16 protein-coding genes and 3 pseudogenes are annotated in these 20,277 nt (G+C 43.7%); all 19 read right to left on the reverse strand.

The annotated features are described in order from the left end of the window. Positions 1-67: 67 nt before the first annotated feature. Complete coding sequence (gene mgtE / locus DXC01_RS10535; protein ID WP_022215006.1) at positions 68-1,462, reverse strand: magnesium transporter; 1,395 nt, start codon at positions 1,460-1,462, stop codon at positions 68-70. Between the two features lie 481 nt (positions 1,463-1,943). Then, complete coding sequence (locus DXC01_RS10540; RefSeq protein ID WP_022215005.1) at positions 1,944-2,363, reverse strand: hypothetical protein; 420 nt, start codon at positions 2,361-2,363, stop codon at positions 1,944-1,946. 156 nt (positions 2,364-2,519) lie between these two features. After that, positions 2,520-3,599, reverse strand: a complete 1,080-nt coding sequence (locus DXC01_RS10545; RefSeq protein ID WP_118698863.1) for a hypothetical protein — start codon at positions 3,597-3,599, stop codon at positions 2,520-2,522. A gap of 11 nt (positions 3,600-3,610) precedes the next feature. Continuing rightward, positions 3,611-5,098 (reverse strand): MBOAT family O-acyltransferase, encoded by a 1,488-nt coding sequence (locus tag DXC01_RS10550; RefSeq protein ID WP_118698864.1) that lies wholly within the window; start codon positions 5,096-5,098, stop codon positions 3,611-3,613. Positions 5,099-5,204: 106 nt separating this feature from the next. Beyond that, complete coding sequence (locus DXC01_RS10555; protein WP_118698865.1) at positions 5,205-5,390, reverse strand: hypothetical protein; 186 nt, start codon at positions 5,388-5,390, stop codon at positions 5,205-5,207. Positions 5,391-5,434: 44 nt separating this feature from the next. Beyond that, positions 5,435-5,694, reverse strand: a pseudogene (locus DXC01_RS10560) (response regulator transcription factor); the annotation flags it as partial. Positions 5,695-5,836: 142 nt separating this feature from the next. Beyond that, positions 5,837-7,294, reverse strand: a complete 1,458-nt coding sequence (locus DXC01_RS10565) for a DNA/RNA helicase domain-containing protein (RefSeq protein WP_118698866.1) — start codon at positions 7,292-7,294, stop codon at positions 5,837-5,839. A gap of 6 nt (positions 7,295-7,300) precedes the next feature. Beyond that, a pseudogene (locus DXC01_RS21285) lies at positions 7,301-7,465 on the reverse strand (MATE family efflux transporter); the annotation flags it as partial. 314 nt (positions 7,466-7,779) lie between these two features. Continuing rightward, positions 7,780-9,003 (reverse strand): D-alanyl-D-alanine carboxypeptidase family protein, encoded by a 1,224-nt coding sequence (locus DXC01_RS10575; RefSeq protein WP_243111597.1) that lies wholly within the window; start codon positions 9,001-9,003, stop codon positions 7,780-7,782. Continuing rightward, positions 9,000-10,160: an FtsW/RodA/SpoVE family cell cycle protein gene (locus DXC01_RS10580; protein ID WP_118698867.1), complete on the reverse strand. Its 1,161-nt coding sequence runs from the start codon at positions 10,158-10,160 to the stop codon at positions 9,000-9,002. The genes DXC01_RS10575 and DXC01_RS10580 overlap by 4 nt, the downstream gene beginning before the upstream one ends. 8 nt (positions 10,161-10,168) lie before the next feature. After that, positions 10,169-10,408 (reverse strand): cell division topological specificity factor MinE, encoded by a 240-nt coding sequence (gene minE, locus DXC01_RS10585; protein ID WP_022214998.1) that lies wholly within the window; start codon positions 10,406-10,408, stop codon positions 10,169-10,171. 26 nt (positions 10,409-10,434) lie between these two features. Continuing rightward, positions 10,435-11,222 (reverse strand): annotated as a pseudogene (gene minD, locus DXC01_RS10590) (septum site-determining protein MinD). Positions 11,223-11,308: 86 nt separating this feature from the next. After that, positions 11,309-14,140, reverse strand: coding sequence for a penicillin-binding transpeptidase domain-containing protein (locus DXC01_RS10595; protein WP_243111598.1), 2,832 nt, complete (start codon positions 14,138-14,140; stop codon positions 11,309-11,311). A 62-nt stretch (positions 14,141-14,202) separates the two neighbouring features. Beyond that, positions 14,203-14,730, reverse strand: a complete 528-nt coding sequence (gene mreD, locus DXC01_RS10600) for a rod shape-determining protein MreD (protein ID WP_118698869.1) — start codon at positions 14,728-14,730, stop codon at positions 14,203-14,205. Next, positions 14,730-15,656: a rod shape-determining protein MreC gene (mreC, locus tag DXC01_RS10605; protein ID WP_022214994.1), complete on the reverse strand. Its 927-nt coding sequence runs from the start codon at positions 15,654-15,656 to the stop codon at positions 14,730-14,732. Before mreC ends, mreD begins: the two co-directional genes overlap by 1 nt. A gap of 19 nt (positions 15,657-15,675) precedes the next feature. Then, positions 15,676-16,689, reverse strand: a complete 1,014-nt coding sequence (locus tag DXC01_RS10610; protein ID WP_022214993.1) for a rod shape-determining protein — start codon at positions 16,687-16,689, stop codon at positions 15,676-15,678. A gap of 12 nt (positions 16,690-16,701) precedes the next feature. After that, complete coding sequence (radC, locus tag DXC01_RS10615; RefSeq protein ID WP_022214992.1) at positions 16,702-17,412, reverse strand: RadC family protein; 711 nt, start codon at positions 17,410-17,412, stop codon at positions 16,702-16,704. Between the two features lie 89 nt (positions 17,413-17,501). Then, positions 17,502-19,088 (reverse strand): NAD(P)/FAD-dependent oxidoreductase, encoded by a 1,587-nt coding sequence (locus tag DXC01_RS10620; RefSeq protein WP_118698870.1) that lies wholly within the window; start codon positions 19,086-19,088, stop codon positions 17,502-17,504. After that, positions 19,085-20,269, reverse strand: a complete 1,185-nt coding sequence (locus tag DXC01_RS10625; RefSeq protein WP_118698871.1) for an NAD(P)/FAD-dependent oxidoreductase — start codon at positions 20,267-20,269, stop codon at positions 19,085-19,087. Before DXC01_RS10625 ends, DXC01_RS10620 begins: the two co-directional genes overlap by 4 nt. Positions 20,270-20,277: the final 8 nt, after the last annotated feature.

Genomic DNA, 20,277 nt, shown 5'->3' on the forward strand with positions numbered 1-20,277 from the left:
AGAACATCTTTATGACAGATCTTCGGGATCCTGAAGTTTTTGTCATAAAGATGTTCTTTTTATAAGACTATCCTGCCAGATGCAGTGCTCCTATCAGAAAGATCCAGCTCAGTCCATAATAGGAAATAACAGCCACAAGGTCGTTGACTGTAGTGATGAGCGGACCGGAAGCAACTGCCGGGTCGATGTGGATCTTTTTGAAGAATAACGGAATGCAGGTTCCTACGGCACTGGAGATCAGCATTGCGAGCAGCAGGGAAGAACCGATGCAGGCAGATACCGCAAAGGCAAAGATAAGGGTTTTGCCTTTAAATAACCAGATATACAATCCGATCAGCACAAAGGACATAAGTCCAAGCACACCGCCGTTGCACAGACCGATACGCATTTCCTTAAAAACAAGTTCCAGTTTCTGTTTGCCGGTGAGGGATTCATCCATCAGTACACGGATCGTTACAGCCAGTGACTGGGTTCCGACATTACCTGCCATATCCAGGATCAGCGACTGGAAACACATGATGATCGGCAGATTGGTCACAACCTTTTCAAAGATTCCGACAACAGAGGAAACGACCATGCCAAGTCCAAGAAGGACGATCAGCCATGGCATTCGTTTCTTCATACTTTCTTTGAGAGGTTCCTTGAGATCCTCCTCAGCAGTCAGACCAGCCAGTTTCGCATAGTCCTCTCCCATCTCATCATCGACGAGATCTACGATGTTTGCAGATGTAATAACACCGATCAGGCGGTTATCGTTATCAAGGACCGGAATGGAATCTTCGGAATAATCCTTGAGGTCTTCCATACAGTCATCGATCAGGGCTGTTCCGTATACATACGGGTAGGAAGTGACGATCAGTTCACTGAGCGGATGATCCTGGCGCGCGATGATCAGATCTTTCAGATCGATCGCACCGTAGAATTCCTGATTGCTGTTTACGACAAAAATGGTAGAGATATTGTCATTCTGAGCTGCCTGGGATACCAGGGAACTCATGGCTTCCTTCACAGAAAGATGATCCTGGATCACGATATAGTTGGTGGTCATCCGGCTTCCGATTTCTTCCTCATCGAAAGAATTGATCATCTCGATATCATGTCTCGCTTCATCATCCAGTAACTCGATCAGAAGTCTTCTTTTTTCTTTGTCAAAATGCTGCAGGATTTCAGCTAATATGTTTGTTTCTGTTCGGGAAAGGATCGCAGCAGCTTTCTTGAGGCTCATTTCTTCGAGATAAGTGACTGCCATCTCCTCATCAGTGTATTCCAGAATATCCGATAAAGTATCAAGATCAAAGATCCGGTAAAGCTTGTTTCGTTCTGCAGAAGAAAGCTCCGGCAAAACATCTGCAATGTCGTTTTCGTGGAAATCCTGCAGACGCTTGGAAAGGACTGCCGGAGATATATTGCTTCTGATCACTTCAAGGATTTCTTTTGTGTAGTCCTGTGTTCTTTTTTCCATCCTGTTTTCCTCCTTTTTCGTGGTTTCCGAAAAAGAGCACACCAAAACAAGGCATGGTCTTTCTCAGAGCATGTCAATTGGTATCATTGTTAAACGGATATTTGAATTCCGTTTCGCTATTTGGTTAGATTGTGTTCAGGGATTTTACAGGATAAAAAAGAGAAAAATAGAATAATATAAATTAAAACAGAATGTGACGTGTCATCTCACAAACTGCTGCTCTCTTTGATCCTGTGTTACTACTTCGCCCGTGAGAATCACAACTCTCCATTCTGTTCACCTGCCTTTGTATAATTGAATTTTATTGACGGTCATATTATAACCCGCTCACCAGGGGATGTCAAACGGTTTTATCTTAATATTTATTTAGATTACATAATCATACTTATGGTAACTAAAATGGTGCGCAGAAAAAGAACCCTGCCAGCCAGCAGAGTTCTTCTCATCTCCATATCCTATGTAAAATTTAATGAAACCGTAATTATAATGCAGTCACGATCTTATCCTGGAATGCTTCCGGAACTTCTTCCTTGTCAAGAGACATGCTGATGATGAATTTTACATTGAATTTCTCACCAACTGCGATAAGCTGTTCCAGAGTATTGGAAACATCCTGTCCCTCTAATTTAGCGGTTGTCAGGAAACTGTCGAGATATACCTGCTCAAGATCGTGGTCCTGAGAAATGATTCCGCATACGAAACCAACGAATTCATCGGCGTTCTTGATCGGATATACAGAAACATCGATCAGACGAACCTTGTTGTTCAGTTCATACATGTGTTTCGTGCTCTTGTCTAAGTAAACAATGCTGCCATTTGCATCCTTAATTGCGCCGTTCACTTTGTCTAACAGTACTTTTGTTTTGCCCTTGCCTTTCTTTCCTACAATCAGTTCAACCATCCTGTTTTCCTCCTTAGACACAATATGATATTAATTTTGAACAAATACGATAATTAATATGTTTGTATTATAGTGTATTTTGCATCAAATTTCAATAGAGAATTGCAAGTTTTTGTGAAATTTTCATTAATATTGTAGTGTGGCACAGAAAAGGATTCAATTTTCCTGTACCAGAGGGATTCCTGAACGGGAATAATCGTAATCAAGATAGTAATTCAGCATTTTCTGTATCCGTGATTCATAGTTTTGAGGAGTCATGAGTCCCTTGTCATCATAAATCCAGTTAATGATGTTTTCGCTGATCGATTCACTGTAATGAGTATCATCTTTGTAATTATCAAGATCGCAGGTAAGCTCAAACAGATCCGTAAAGGAAAAAAGCTTCACATTATCATACTCCATAAGCAGTTCTGCCTGCAGCTTTTCTGCTTCAAAATAACGTTCCAGATTTCCGGAGCATTTAAGCTTATACCACCAGACTGCACTGTATGGCGGCGTATAGAAATAAAACGTAGTTTCCGGATGAGCTTTTACCATATCAAGAACATTCGCCTCTACATTATGACGGACAGTTTTGGCATCATCTTCTGAAAACTTCTTCTGTTTTTCGATTTTTGTTGGAACAGAGTAGGTTTGGAGTACGTAGTCTGTTCCGACGGGATAATCTGCTGCCCAGGAACTGTATTCATCCATGGATGGTGTTTTTTCGCCATGAAGTGTGTATTTGATAACACCAAGCGTATTGTCTATAAAGATATCTTTGTTAAAAAGATACTGGACATCGTTCCATATATTATTATCATACAGATAAGTTGGAACATTGTCATAATTGTAATCGGACTTGTCATCAAAAATCTTATTATAATCCAGACAGCGGAAAATATATTTAATATCAGACTTATTGTCAAATATAGTACGGATTTCTTCATCGATTGCCCAATAGGTATCACCAGTAAGGGTTACCTTGACAGAATGCGTTCCAAACAGGTCATCAAACTGTGAAGTCTTGAAATTCTGCATCATAGAAGTGCCTGTGATTGCAGCATCATAATCAAAATTCTGGATGATACCGTTATTCAGATATCGTTCTTTTCCTCGCTCAAGAGGATATTCCAACTGTTTCAGAGGCTTATGATAGTGAAAAAAAGGATCGATCACTGCTGTCATGCCACCTGCGAGGATCAGGAGTGTGCCCGTTCCCACGAGTACAGTTTTTACAAATTTATTACTGTTCATAGTATTGCTCCCTAAAAGTTAAAGTAGAGAAATTCTGATACACCGGAAAGGGTAAAAATTCCCCAGACCAGACAGAGTACAGTCACTGCCGCCATTTTAGTGGTTGGACGGAAATTCATCTCCTGATTGTTTTTGAAATTAAGACACAGGAACAACATTCCGCCAAGCAGAATCAGGGCATCTGAACCACGGATGGAAGCCATGATTTTATTGAGTACGGGGATATGACTGTAAATCAAGTAGAATTCCTTTAACTGAAAAGTCTGTAAAAATGCAGCATGGAGATTGAGGTTCTGGAATTTCAGGATTCTTTTGATAAATGTAAATGCCTGAGAAATAGAATCAGCCCTAAAAAAGATCCATGTTATATTTACAAACAGAAAAGTAAAAGCCCACTGAAGGACTACATGCATGCTCTCCCACTGTTTCCGGAACATTCTGGTAAGTGCATTTCCTATTCCATGCAGAAATCCCCAGAAAATAAAGGTCCAGTTCGCACCATGCCAGAGACCACTGACAAGGAATACAATGATGATATTTATATAAGTCCGGACAGTTCCCCTACGGCTTCCGCCAAGCGGAAAGTACACATAGGTTCGCAGGAATCTGGTCAGTGTCAGATGCCAGCGTTTCCAGAAATCTACGACAGACAGCGCTTTGTATGGTGAATTAAAGTTCATTGGGATATGGATATTAAACATATATCCCAGACCCGTTGCCATATCACAATATCCACTGAAGTCAAAATAAATCTGGAAAGTGTAGGCAAGCATTGTAAGGATCGCATCCATGGATGTAAGTCCACTGCCAAGGTGGCTGTAGCCCCATGAAACAGATCCGCTTAAGGTGTCGGCGATCACAGCTTTTTTGACAAGACCGGCTGCGAACATATACAAACCGCGCGCTATATTGTCCCAGTTGATCTTCCAGTTGTTTTTGTCCTCAAACTGTGGAAGGACTTCGTTATGCAGAACGATCGGACCCGCGATCAGCTGCGGGAAAAAGGTTACAAATAATGTGTAATCTGTAAAATTGTATTCTTTGGTTTCTCCGCGGTAAGAATCAACCATGTAAGAAACCTGCTGGAAGGTAAAAAAGCTGATACCCAGTGGCAGGACGATATTCTTTAACTGGAAGTCCGTGGAAAAAACTTTATTCAGATTATCTACGAAGAAATCATAGTATTTGAAATAAAATATCAGACCAAGATTGAATATCAGACCAATACCAAGCAGTGCCTTTTTCAGAAGTGCAAGCTGTCCTTTCGATATTGTGCCCCCCCATCTGCGCTGCAAAAGCTGAGACAACAGATAATTGACAACAATACTGCTGCACATGATCCACAGATAACTTGGATTGAAATAGCCATAAAACCAGAAAGACATGAGGATCAATGCAACCTTTGCAAAGACTGGTTTTCCGAGTTTATGCAGTCCATAATAGCTACCAAGTGTCAGTGGAAGAAAAACAAATATAAATATGTAAGAATTAAATAACATGTCGTTTTTGTACTTCCCCCTAAATTAATTTTTTAATTTTGTATCAATTATCAACTATAAGGGAAAGTTTAAGGTTCGTCAAGTTTTTCTTCCACTTTGCAGGCTGTTAGAATAGGTGGCACCTTCTGCGGCAAAGAGGATTGTCTTTATTATAGATGGTCATGATCTCGTTTTTATTTCCGCTTGTATCTGCAAGTGTACCGTTTACGATCATGCTTTTGCTACATCCCATGATAAAGTCATCATAAGAGCAGATAGTAACATGGTTGATCTCTGCCTGTTTACAGGACACCGGAGTATTTGTGATCCCGCTCAGTCCCCATACCTGAGATACTGGAAGTGCTCGCTCCGGCGAAGCAGAGCATTGATCCGGGACAAAAAACAGCCAGTTTGAACGGCTTGGTAATATAATCATCCCCTCCGATATCCAGACCCATGATCATATCGGTTTCTTCATCCATTGCCGTAAGAAACATGAACTGCTTCTGCCCATCTCTGGTGCGGGCGATATCAAGAGCATAGCCCTGTTTCTTAATGGCAAAGGATAAGCCATTTAACATACTTAAGTCATCTTTGACCAGTAATATGTGTTTCATGTTGTCTCCTTTGGTTTCTGTGTTATTAAATCCAGTATAGTGCGGGATGAGGCGGGATGCAACTTACATTCTTGTAAGATTGGGATAAGAGGCAAAAAAAGAGTGAAGCTTTTAAAACTCCACTCTTTGTCTGAATGATAGATCATTTTCTGTGCATCTGCAGAATCTCAAGAAGAATTTCATACACAGATTCATTTTTCTCTATGATAAGTGACAGGTTTTCCTTTGTCTGGTTCAGAAGGTGAAAAAGGGTCCGTACGTCGGAACTGCCACTGTTGTTTCGCAAAGATGAACGAAGATATCCTTCTGTGTCGTAATAATAACGTTCATCCAGAACGGTGACGAGACGGTCGGTGACGCGGACCGCGGCGGTGTTCAGGTCTGCGGGTGTGGAGGTCTGGCGGTACTGGTAGCCCTGATGAATGTAGCCGTCAAGCAGGTTTTGCGTTTCGCTTTCATTGTTGGCGCAGACTACTTCGATATGCGGATAGTATCTGGAACTTTTTTTCCTTGGCAGATGAAGCATATTCTGGATGAAGGAGGAAAGTTCGGCATTGGTGCGGATGCGGTTAGTCAGATGGAAGGTCAGGATCTGTGGCAGGCGTTCTATCTTCTGAATAGTGGTCTGGTCCATTTCCTCAGGAGAGATCATATCCTCGGAATCACTGGAAAAGATCACGGGCTGGTGATTAACTGCATTTAGAAGAATGTCAAGTTTTGGAGCGGAAAGCAGATGAGCTTCATCTACCAGGATGGCGCTGTAGGAATCAAAGCTGACTGGTTCCCTTTCATTAGCAAGCTCTTTGTCGGTGAGAAAATCGATCCTCTGCAGGCGTTCATGCAGGATCTCCCAATCCCTGGCAGCTTCTCCGCAGTGGATCATGCAGACTCTCTGACGGACAGACAGTTTCATGGCAATGTCATAGAGCAGCAGGGTCTTGCCTGTCCCTGGAAGTCCGTTGAACCAGTAATAGCCGGTGTGTTCTGTGCGGATCTTTTTGAGGATCTGCCGTTCGATATCACGCTGCTGTGAAGTCAGGAAATATTCTTTCCGAAGAAAACGGGCAGGTTCTGTAAGCGGGGAGATCAGATAAAGTTCTGCCTGAAAAAGATCCTCGATATCTCCCTCATAATCCGGACTTTCCTTCTGGAGAATTGTACATAGATGTTCCCAGTCTGCCTCTATGATATGGTCATGCTTTGTCAGCTTGACAAGCCGGTTCTGGTTGCTGATATAAGTATAAGAATGGAGCGGCTTTCCAAGCACAGACAGATAATATCGGTTCTGCAGAAGCTGTTTGCAGATCGCCTCATCGGATACTACACCACTTTTTAACTCGATATTTACGATCTGGTCTTTTTTGATTTGGAGAAGGTCAAATTCCTTTCCAAGTTTTGGAATCTGGAAAGAATAGAAAAAACGAAGAGAGCAGATCTGAGGAATATGCACTTCCAGATGTTCTGTCAGAGCCTTCATGCTCTCCATCTCCCACTCTCTCATCCGAAGAAAATATCCCCTCCCCGATAACTGACGCTCCAGTCTCTGAAGATTGTCGAGCGTCTGGTTTCTGGTGATGGTATAGATGGAAATAGATTTCATAATGATTTACCTGACCTCTTTTTTGAGGATTTTGTTAAACAATGTAAAAAAGGTTATTGTGGTAACAGCCGCGGCAAGGATATCGCTTACCGGTTCTGCCAGGAAAACAGCGAACACTTTGTTCGAGAAGAAATTCGGCAGCAGGAAGATCAGCGGGATCAGCATGATCACGATCCAGAAGAAGATCGTGCAAGTAATTTGGGGATGTTTCCTGTTGCCATAGGGTTTGAAGTGTTTGATTCTTGCATTTTAGTCATGGTTTTAGTCCTTTTGTTTGTAAATTGAAAAATGTAAAGTGGTTGGGATCAGGCTGTCTTTGTTGATTAATGCGCGGAGCGCAGAGGGGTTTGGTTTGTTATATGTATTTATTATACTATAACATTTTAATTTATATAACACACTTCTTTATTTTATAAAAACAACAGCCCAGAGCTCTGTCATTCTGCATAAACTCTCCGGGCTGTCTCTTTTTATACATTCATGTATTATACGGTATTGATGTTCTCCAGAAGTGAACTCATCTCCTGATACAGAAGTTCCTTACTGGAAGCTCCCATTACGATGGATATAAATGGATTGCCATATTCATTCTGACATAACAATGCCAGACAGTTTCCTGCACTGCTGGTGGTTCCCGTCTTACCTCCAAGGATCGTAACGCCCTTTGGTGCCGTTGCTTCTCCTGTAAGGTAATGGTCGGTTGCTGTCAGTACTACACTCGCATCAGAGCCATCGCTGTATTTATAATTTGCAGTATAGCTTCCCATCTGTGTGATCTCTGTAAATTCAGGATACTTGAGTGCTTCTTTGAGCATCAGATAGATGTCATATGGTGTTGTATAATGGTTCTCATCCTGCAGTCCATGAGGATTTGTGAAATGTGTTCCTGTACATCCAAGCTGTGCGGCATAAGCATTCATCATGGAAACAAAATTCTCGGTTGAACCGCCGACATGCGTTGCGATCGCAGATGCGGCATCATTTCCTGAATATACAAGGAGACAGTGCACCAGTTCATCCATCGTTACCTGATCACCTACCTGGAAACCAACTCGCTGAGAGCCTTCCTCCAGAGTTACATTCTCCTCTGAGATCGTGACTACGTCATCCATGTTTCCATTTGTAAATGCCAGGAGTGCTGTCATGATCTTGGTGATACTTGCCGGATAAACTTTGTCATAAGCACCCTTTGCATACATTACCGATTTGTCATTGATATCCAGGAGAAGTCCCTCCTGTCCATCCTCCAGTGTCACAGAATCCAGACTCTGGTCACCGCTTACCACACAGAGGTCTGCAGCAAAAGAAGCCGCTCTTGAAGTTGCCTTAAGTGTATTCTGATATTGGAATTCCTGATTGATATCAAATGCCTGTACCTGTCTGCCAAAGGAAAGTCCCTTCTGCAATAAGAAGTACCCTCCTCCACACAATACGACTGCCAGAAGAAGCACCGTTACTATAGTCGGAAGGAAATTTCTTCTGGGACGTTTTTTCCGGCGTGCTTCCGGATTTCTTCTTGCCTGTGTCGGACTGACAGGACGTGCACTTTTGCCTTTGATTTGCTGAGTGTGTGAAGCACTTCCTGTCGGTCTTGCTGACCGGGCTGCTTTTTTTCTGGTGGAAGCAGCGGATGAGGAAGTATTACGAGGTCTTGCTGGTCTCTCCTGCATCTCTTCTCTTCTGCGCTCACGTGGCTGTTCTTTTTTCATAGGTAATCCTCTTTCTGATTTACTGACTTTTTGCGAATTTCCTTATTGTATGCACTGCTCTGCAAGCCTACATTCAGGACAAGCCCCATTCCAAGATAAAGACTGACGAGAGAAGTCAGGCCATAACTTACAAATGGAAGCGGTGTACCTGTATTTGGTGCGATTCCTGTCGCAACACAGATATTCAGAAAACTCTGCAAAGAAACGATACTCGCCATTCCGCAGCATATGATCTTACCCGACAGATCCTTGGCCCGAAGTCCCATCCGGATACATTCTATCGAGATTGCCAGAAGCAGAAGAATAATCGTACAGCAGCCAAGGAAACCATATTCTTCGCCTGCAACTGCAAAAATAAAGTCTGTCTGGTTCTCAGATACAAAGTTTCCTTCATTTACAGAAGTAACTTCATCGTTTCCGGACAGTTTCTTACCGATCAGTTCTCCTGATGCGATCGCTGTCTTGGAGTTATTCTGCTGCTGAATATCATCACTGTACTCATCATTTTCAGGATAAAGGAATGACATGATTCGATCTCTCTGATAGTCCTTGATCAGTTTCTGATCCGGCTGAACAACAATAAAAAGAAAGATGATGATCAACGGGATCAGGATCAGGAATGTTCCGCCTATGACCTTGTAACTAAGTCCTGCAATATAGATCAGGATGCAGAACACAGCCAGCATCATAAGCGTATTCTTAAGGTCCGGCTGCTCATAGATCAAAAGCAGTGGAACAGCCAGCAATAAAACGGATTTCGCCAGTGTTTTCGGCGTATTCAGATCTTCTTCGTGATCCATAAAAAACCTGGCAAAAAACAATATAATGATGATCTTTGACAACTCTGTCGGCTGGAAACGAATAAATCCAAAATCAATCCAGCGCGCTGCACCGTTTGCAGAATCACCAAACAGACGAACGATCAGAAGAAGGGCGATGTTCGCGCCATACATGATCCACTGGAAATTGGATATCCAGGAATAATCAATCAGTGAAAGAATCACCATGAAGATCAGTCCCATGATAACACCGATCATCTGCTTACTCCGCAGGTCATCTCTGGCACTTCCAACCAGAATGATTCCGATCACACTGATCGCAAGAAGAAAGATCACCAGTCTGAAATTATAAAATCGTAACTTATACTGTTTAATCATTTTGTATCTTATTCCCTTTTCTTATATACCGGAATATCCGCATGAAGAACCGGCGGTTCCTGGCTGATCCGGAATACAACGCCATCTTCATCTATGGATACGTATTTTTTTACTGTGCGGATCATATCATCTTTCAGCAATTTCATCATCTGCGGAGAACAGTCGATCCGCTCTGAAACCAGAAGGAGCTTCATCCGGTTCCTTGCATAATCAGCGGAGCGGTTCCTGAATTGCGAAAATGCTTTCATACAAATCCCCTCCTTCTGCTTATGGATCATTTACGGAAAAAATCTCCAATTCGCTGAAACATTCCTTTTTTTGATCTGAGTTCTGCAAAAGGAACCTCCTCACCAAGAAGCCTCCGGCAGATATTGCGGTATTCCTCCTCTGCCTGAGAATTCCTTCCCGAAAGCGGTTCTCCCTGATTGGCTGCGATCACGATCTGCTCATCATCAAGGATCGTACCGATCAGATCCACGCAAGGATCTCGATCACATCCTCTACGGACATCATATCTCCACGTGCGATCATATCAGGTCGAAGCCTGTTAATGATCAGATGGATATCCCTGATATCTTCCGCTTCAAGAAGTCCAATGATACGGTCTGCATCACGGATTGCAGATACCTCCGGTGTTGTTACGACAAGTGCCTTATCTGCCCCGGCGATCGCATTTCGAAATCCCTGCTCAATGCCGGCCGGACAGTCAAGAAGAACAAAATCAAACTCTTCCCTGAGTTCCTCTGTCAGCTTGATCATCTGCTCCGGTGACACTGCCGACTTGTCCTTCGTCTGCGCAGATGGCAGAAGAAACAGTTCCGGATGTCTCTTGTCCTTGATCAGTGCCTGCTTCAGACGGCAGTTTCCATTAATGACATCCACAAGATTATACACGATACGGTTCTCAAGTCCCAGGATCACATCCAGGTTCCGAAGACCGATATCTGTATCGACAACAACTGTCCGCTTGTCCAGCATTGCCAGACCTGTGCCAATATTGGCAGCTGTCGTTGTCTTGCCCACGCCACCCTTACCGGATGTAATTACTATCACTTCGCCCATGTTTCTGTATCCTCCTCAAAGATATGTTCCAGACTTCTGGTATTTTCTTCTGTGATCTCAGACACAGGGCAGATGCCCTGTGTCTGTTAATCATTTGAAGTATTGCTGGTATCGCTGGAGGCATAGCCCGTCAGAATTGTATCTTCATCTGCCAGATCATAAATGTACTGTAAGATATCATTTGCGGTCAAACAGGCATTTCCTGAACTGTAACCATTTGCAATTCGGACAGCAAGCGCATATTCTGGAGCACCTGTTGATGCTGAAGTCGTATAACCGATAAACAGACCATGGTTCGGATGGTAAATATCCAGCTCGGCAGTACCTGTCTTACCAGAAAGAGTTACTCCAAGTCCATTGAACTGTTCATGTGTTTCAACAACCCTGCGCATACCATCATGAATATCATCCCATACGCTGCTCGGAACATCCGTCATCTGATTTTTGACAGACGGAGCATATTCTGTAAGGATTTTTCCCTGAGAATCTGTAACCTTATCCAGAAGGGAAAGGTCATAAACTGTTCCGGAAGTTGCCAGTGCCGTCGCATATCGTGCAAGCTGACTGGTACTGAACAGATGATTACCCTGTCCAATATAAGACGGAACTGCCTTACTGTCAGAAACATGTGGAGATGCTTCTGAAATCTCAATGCCTGTTTTTTCATCCAGACCAATCTCGGATGCATACTGCTGCAGTTTCGAAAGACTCAATGTTTCCGAAAAATCTCCATCTGCATTCTTTCCTGCAAGGAAACCGATCATATTGAAAAAGTAGTTGCAGGACTGCTCAATCGCACCACGAATCTCAAGAGATCCATGCCCCTGTCGGTTCCAGCAGTAAATTGCCGGTGTTACCAGATCAAATTTACCTGTACACTCATAATAAGTTCCATCATCAATAATGCCCTCCATCATTCCTGTAATCGTAGACAGAAGCTTCAATGTAGAACCAGGTGCTGTTGTCTGCTGCGTTGCCTTGTTAAAGAACGGGCTGGATTGATCCAATGCAAGTTTTGAATAATAGCTGGTATCCATATTATTGCTGAGTTTGTTATTATCATATCCAGGGTAAGAAACGCATGCAAGAACTTTTCCGGTATTTACATCTGTAATGACTGCTGATGCAGAACACGGTGCAAGTGCAAGCTGTGCCGGTTCGATCTCCAGATTGGCAATCTTATTGATCATAAAATCATAAGCAGACATCTGACCGGAGGCAAGGCTTTCATAACTTGAGTCATCCTTGGAAAGAACGCCCTGCTCGTAAAGTACCAGGCAGATATCCTGTCCGGAAATCTGGTCATTCATAAGCATGTACTTGTACAAAAGCTTCGAAAAACCAGTGTCTGTCTTCAGATAATCTGTAATATAATCCGTAAGTGCCTTATAAACTTCATTGGAATCCAGATATTCCCCATCTGGTGAAATAACAGAAATATCGATCCAGTTCTGGCTTGCGGCATAGTTCAGATAATCCTTGAGACTGATACTCTGATCTGTTGTCCATGCCTGGTATGTCGCATCCGAAGTATCTACGGAATCCTTCTTTATGACTCCCAGTGTATCTCTGAGAATGGTATCACAAATATAAGAAAGGTATTCCTGAAATTCCTTCGATTCATCCTTATATGCAGGCGAATTGTCCATTGTCAACCTGTTAGTTATTGTATCAAAAACTTCCTGCTGCTTTTGTTGAAATTTGGCATATAAATTTTTTTCTGTATCGGAAGCATTCTGATTACTGAACTTATCAATATCAATCACACTGTTGGATATCAGTGCATTGTATACATCATAGATCGGAACAACGATCCTACTTGCATCTTGTTCAGCTTCATAGTCAAACTCCTTAACTGCCTCGATCTTGTTCAGAAGAATACCGGCAACCCTCTGTTTGAGGATCTGATAAATTGCCGCCTGCCAGTCTGAATCTACAGAGAGATAAACATCATTTCCAGCCTGTGGCTCTATTGTTGTGCCACTGTCAATTTTGAGGACTTTACCAAGGTTATCAACCGTAACCGTCTCCTGTCCATCCGTTCCCTGAAGATCCATTTCCATATACTGTTCAATTCCCGCTTTACCGATGACGGCATCATTAGAGTATTTCGGATCCTGTTTCTTAAGATCTGCAAGTTCATCAGAAGATGCCTTACCAGTATAGCCCAGCAGAGGTCCCATACTCTCATCCTCTACATACTGGCGGCTGGAATCCTCCAGAACATCAATTCCCTGAAGTTCATTCTGATTTTCCTTGATTGCTGCAACGGTGCTCTCGCTGACATTTGTCGCGATCGTAACCGCCATATATTTCTGGAAACTGTTTGTGCTCAGTTCATAGCGCATGATTGCAATATCCAGAACTTCCTGCCTGGTAAGTTCCTGCGGAAGACCGTACTGTTTCAACTCTGCATCTGTATAGGCTTCATCGCCATAAAGGACGATAGAAAATCCCTTGTTACCACTAAGATAATCCATCATGTCAGCAGCACTGGCAGCTGCCTCGTCTTTGGTCAGGTCATCAATGAGCGCATGACCGTAAATATCTGCCTTAAATCGATTCAGGGTAAATCCAGGATCAATATCAAACACATAATTTCCACTGTTATCCAGTTTAATATGAAATGTATTTGAAAGACTGTCTCCATTCTCAGCAAGGATCTGCAAAACCTTATAAGCAGTACCATTTAATGTCAGGTTTTTCTGGCGGGTCGTATCATAACTTCCATTATCCTCAAATGTCAGAGAATATGACAAAATATTGGAAGCAATCAGTTTATTGTTTCTGTCATAAATATTACCTCTGGTACTTTTGAGGACACGTGTCTTGGTGGTCCTTGTCTGGAATTCATCAATATAGTCCTCGCCCTGAATGATCTGCAGCTCATAAAGCTGGCGTATCAGAACAAAAGACAAAAGAATAAACACCAGCAAAAGCACAGAGGTTCGTTTCAGTTGAATTTTTTTGAATATTTTTTTTATTTTAGTACCCAAATAGATTCCCTTTCTTTCCTGGTCGCACTCATGAAGCGATGATTAATATAATAAAAAATCTTATAAACGATCATTGTCAGAAACACTGTATAAAAAATTTCCGGAATAATGATCCTGTACAGATATGTAAAAAGTCCAAGCCTTCCTCTCAGGAAAAACTGAAGTCCATACACTGCCAGATTATAGAACAGATCCATGATTGCAGTGAGAGCCATTGGAACTTTGATATCATCATCATAATAAATACGGAATGCATAACCACTGAAAAATCCCGCATACATATAAATCAGCGCATAAAATCCAAATACAGATCCATAAAACAGGTCTACAAGCAGTCCGCTGAAAAATCCCGTCCACAGGCCACTCTTACGTCCCCGCATCAGCCCCATGGAAACACATAGAATCAACAGAAGATTCGGAGTGATCGAGCCAATGGCGATTTTCTGGAGAAGTGTTGACTGCAAAAGGAAAGACAAAATGATCGTAAAAAACAGAACGATTTTACTTTTCATTATTCTGCTCCCTCCTGGTCGGTATCTGCATCAGAAGAAGTATCCGCTGCTCCACTGTTATCAACTGCATCCTGCTTGTTTACCGTGATAACAAAGACATCCTTAAGATGCTGAAAATCCACCGGTGTTACAATTGTACCGGTCTTTGTCAGATTGTTGGTATCCAGTTCAATCTCGCTGACGTAACCGATAAACAGTCCCTCTACATATTTGTCACTGATATTGGAAGTAACAACTCTCTCGCCTACCGTAACTTTATCATCCTTGTCATAAAGCTGTGAAAAACGAAGTTTCCCCTCATCAATCAGTTCAAGTTCTCCTTCTACCACACAGGTGTCATCTGTGCCTACGGTCATTGCACTTACATTACTGCTGTCATCAATGATCGCACGGACGGTAGCCCAGTTTGGTCCTACTTCTGTAACAATTCCTACAAGCCCCTTACCAGCGATCACATTATTATCCACACGGATACCATCATTACTTCCGCGATTGATCATAAAGGTATCGTACCAGTTTCCAGGGTCCTTGGAAATGATTCTGGCAGCAACCTTAGGATATGAGGAATATTCCTCATCCAGATTGTAAAGTTCCTGAAGTCTGGAAAGTTCTGACTGATTCTGGATCAGGATATTATTCTGTTCTGTAAGTGTATCAACAGCATCCTGCAGTTCCTGGTTCTTATCGATTAGATCCTGCTTATCCTGAAATGTCTGGTTGATCTCACCGATCCAGCTTCCGATCCCATTGATACTTTTTTCAAATGGAACTACGATCATTCCTGCTGCCTCTGCCAGCGGCTCCGATGTAACACCGGAAGCCAGTGTCGATACCACAGCACTTCCACAGAAAAATGTCATGATCACCAGCAGATGTTTACTCTTTAAATGTATACGAAATTGAAATTTCTTTTTCAGGTTTCTCATGTATCATACCCCTAAAAAATTATAATTTACGTTGTTTAACGGGCTGTGCCCATTTCATCAGGTCACGGTCACGGATGATCTTCTCCAGACCGCAGATTGTCGCCTTTTCGTAGAAAGGCGATAAGTTAAAGGAAAATCCTGTATAGCTCGCAAGATAATTATCAATATATGGAATTCGCGTACTTCCTCCGGTGAGATAAATCCCCTCTCTGGCAATGTGGTAGGCAATCTGCGGTGGAATTCGCTCCAGAAACGTCTTCATTTCTGCTGCAATCTCATTCACACAGTCCATAATCCCGGCATTTACCACATATCCGGAAATAACTTCTTCCCGTGGAAGACCGGAGATGCTGTCAATTCCAACTACCTTGCGTGCCTCCTTCCGCTGATCGTTCAGACGGCCCATCGCAATCTTGAGCCGTTTCCCGGTCCGCGTACCGATCTGCAGGTTGTAACGCTTGCGGATCTCTGCACAGATTGCTTCATTCATCTGTCTGCCGCCGATCGGAACTTTCTTGGAAATGATAATGTTTCCGTCTGTCAGAATAGAAAACTGTGTGCTCTGTGCACCAATATTGACAACCATACTGCCTTCATTTTTCTCCATCCGGACTCCCATTGCAAGTGCATCCGCGATCGGAGCTTCTACCATGTAAACCCGGTTCTGATGAAGCCAGTGTCCATTTGCCACATAATAATACGCCCTCTTCTCAATCGCAGTCATATCCAGTGGAACTGAAAAAAACATATCGGATCCAACTCCCAGAAATTTATCGATTTTTTTCATCATACTGTATAATGCGATCTCCTGGAGTTCCAGATTTGCAATCATACCAAATGTCATCGGAGAATTCACGGCAATGTCTACCGGAGATTTTTCAAACATCTCATAGGCTTCATTTCCCACTGCAATGATTCTGCGTCCTCTGGATGCTACCATGTTTTTTTCCATGTAACTCTTGTTTTTTAAAAAGGAATAGACTTTAATCGTGCTGCTTCCCAGATCTATTCCGTATGTTTTTCTTAAAAGCATAAAACAATCCCTTCATTCCAGGTATTCTCCGAGTATTCCTTCTTCCCTGAAGCTTACATACCTGTGATCACCGATAATGATATGATCCAGAAGACCAATCCCAAGCATCTCTCCTGCCCGGAAAATCCGTTCTGTGACTTCGCGGTCACATTGGCTTGGAACCGGATTGCCACCCGGGTGATTATGTACCAGAATTAGACTGACCGCATGATAGCGAAGTGCTTCCAGATATACTTCCCTTGGAGTGATCAGTGTTGCATTGACTGTTCCCTTGGAGAGAATCGTATCATTCAGTAAATGGTTCTGGTTATCCAGCATCATACAGATCATTATTTCCTGTTCCTGATGACGAAGCTGCTCCATATAATAGGCTGCAATCGAATCCGGATTCTGAAAACTCAAGTTTGGTCTGGCTGCCGCACATGAGATTCGCTTTGACAATTCTCCAATGCATTTAAGCTGCACCGCCTTGACAGTGCCAATCCCATGTATCTTCTTAAGGTCTGAAAGGGAACTGTGAAGGATTCCCAAAAGACCGGGATATGAAGAATGTTCCATATGGTTCAGGATCTCATTTGCGAGGTTCAGCGAATTCTTCCCTCTGGTCCCGGACCGGAGGATCACTGCCAGAAGTTCACTGTCACTGAGTGTACTCTCCCCGTCCCGCATGCATTTCTCATAAGGACGTTCGGATTCCGGTATATCTTTGATGGTTTGATTCATATATCTTACCTGCGCTCTCTAAATAAGTTCAGGCCCCCGAAGAATCAAAACTCATTTTAGCATAAAAAGAGGGAGATGTACACTCCCTCCTAGAAATTTCTAAATTTTTCACAAATGAACTCTGCCGCCTTGATCCCATCCATCGCAGCAGAAGTGATGCCTCCGGCATATCCTGCGCCCTCTCCGCATGGATAGATTCCTTCTATATTAGAGAGTCCTTCTTTACTCCTTGTGATCCTTACAGGAGAAGAAGTCCGGCTCTCAATTCCACTTAAGAGCGCATCTTCACGGTCAAAGCCATGAAGTTTCTTACCGAATGCAAGAACGCCTTCCTCGATGGAATCCCCGATTGCCTTTGGAAGAATGGAACGCACATTGGAAAGTACAAATCCGCCCCTCATCTGAGGAACGACTTCCCCGAATTCTGTACTTGCCTGATCTTTCCTGAAATCTCCAAAAAGCTGAACCGGGATCCTTCCTTCGCCGAGTTCCCACGCTTTTCGTTCGAGTTCTCTCTGGAATGCGATCCCGCCAAGTGGTGTCTCATCCGGGAAATCTTTTGGGTTTACGGTGACGATCAGGGCACTGTTTGCATTTTTGCTGTCACGCGCCTGATAGCTCATGCCATTAATGGCAAGTCGTCCCGGCTCCGAGGAAGCATTTACGACATAACCTCCCGGACACATACAGAAGGAATACACGCCACGGCCATTCTCGCAGGTATGTGTCACCTTGTAGCTCGCCGCCCCCAGGATCTCATTTTCTTCCTCACCATAGAGGTCTTTGTTGATCATGCTCTGTGGGTGCTCCATACGGAGTCCGACAGCAAACGACTTCGGTTCCATATAAACGCCGCGGCGGTTCAGCATCTCAAAAGTATCCCGTGCGCTGTGGCCGAGAGCCAGCACGCAGACCTCTGCCGGGATCTTTTCTCCGTAGTTAACCTCAACGGCTTCCAGTCTGCCATCCTTAAGGATCAGGTCCGTCATTGTCGTTTCAAAGCGGAAACTTCCACCCATTGCCTCGATCTGATGGCGAAGTGTTTCTACGATCCCAATCAGTACATCGGTTCCGAGATGTGGTTTCTGCTGATAGACGATCTCCTTCGGGGCTCCGGCTTTTACAAATCGTTCCAGGACTTCATGGTTACGTCCGTTTGGATCCTTGACCAGAGTGTTCAGCTTTCCATCAGAAAAAGTTCCTGCTCCGCCCTCGCCGAACTGCACATTAGAATCCGGGTTGAGAACACCGTCTTTCCAGAAATGATCTACCGTTTCTTTTCGTTTGGACGCCATTTCTCCCCGTTCGAGGACAAGCGGGCAGTATCCTGCCCTTGCCAGATACCACGCACAGAAAAGTCCTGCCGGTCCGCTTCCGACGATGACAGGTGGATGAATCAGCTCCGTACTTCCAGGTTTCGGGAAATGATATCTTTTCTTTTCTGTTGACATAATATTGTTACTGTGAACTTTTTTCAGAATCTGTTTTTCCTTTGGCACCATGACATCTACGGTGTAGGCGAATTTTTTGTCGTCCTTGTGTCTGGCGTCCAGGGACTGTCTTATGATCTCGTATGTGAAGCTGCCCTCCTGACATTTCAGCGTCCGGGCGATCTTCTTTTCCAGCTGTTCTTTTGTATGGTTTATAGGAAGTTTTAACTGTGTGATCCTTATCATCTTATCTCCTTTGCCGCATGAATGCCTGCCACTGCTCCGCTCGACCATGCCCACTGTAGATTATAGCCGCCGCAGGGACCGTCGATGTCGAGAAGTTCCCCTGCAAAATACAGCCCTTTATGGAGCCGGGATTCCAGAGTCTCCGGATCTACTTCACCGGTATCTACACCGCCTGTGCAGACCTGTGCCTGTTCAAATCCGCTGGTTCCTTTGATCTCAAGAGGAAAAGCAGTCATTGCTCTGTATGGATCTTTCTGTTTCAGGATAACCTTGATCAGTTTATCCGGCAAAAGCCCCAGCAGGCGTTCTGTCCTGGAAAGTTCCGGATATTCTTTTTCCCTTTTTGTGAGAAGTTCTTGAATGTTCTTCTCTGTATATTCTGGGAAAAAGTTCAGCGTAACGGATACTTTGCGTTTCTCTTCCAGGGCTCTGGCTGCCATTCCACTGATCTGAAAGACCGGTATTCCGGAAATCCCATAATCCGTCAGCTGGATCTCCCCTGTCTCGCTGGCAGTTTCCGTTCCATCGATCCACAGAGTGACTTTGCAGTCGGTGCGCACACCTGCCCATGCGGAGAAGAAATTGCCTTTTACCTTGAGCCCTGTCAGCGCAGGAAGCGGTTTGAGGATATGATGTCCGAGTTCCCTGGCAAGTACATATCCGCTTCCATCTGCACCCTGTACGGAAGAAGCTTTGGAGCCATTCGCGAGAATGACTGCAGCCCCCTCATAGGTCCACCCTTCTGTCTGGACTTTCCAGAGATCCTGTTCTCTGTAGATCTTCTGGACCTTTTCTCTTGTTTTGATCTTGACTTTAAGGGAGCGTGCCTTAAGAAGCAAAAGCTCCGGAATATATTTCGCCTGGCCGCCTCTTGGATAAAGCCAGCCTTTTTTGTCTGTCACAACAATTCCCAGTTCGTCAAAAAATTTCAAAGTATCTTCCAGCGAAAACTGAGACAGAATGTCCCTGACAAATGCCGGGTTTTGTCCGTGGAACTTTTCCCAGGACATCTCCTGATTGGTCAGATTGCAGCGGCCGTTTCCTGTCACGCAGATCTTACGGCCCGGTTTCTCATTCTGTTCGAGAATCGTGACGGCTGCTCCGTTTCTGGCAGCCATGATTCCGGCAGTCAGTCCGGCAGCTCCGCCGCCGACAACGATCACCTGTGGTTTTTTATCCATAACGACTC

This window comes from Blautia sp. OM07-19 (assembly GCF_003481595.1).
Classification (GTDB): domain Bacteria; phylum Bacillota; class Clostridia; order Lachnospirales; family Lachnospiraceae; genus Blautia_A; species Blautia_A intestinihominis.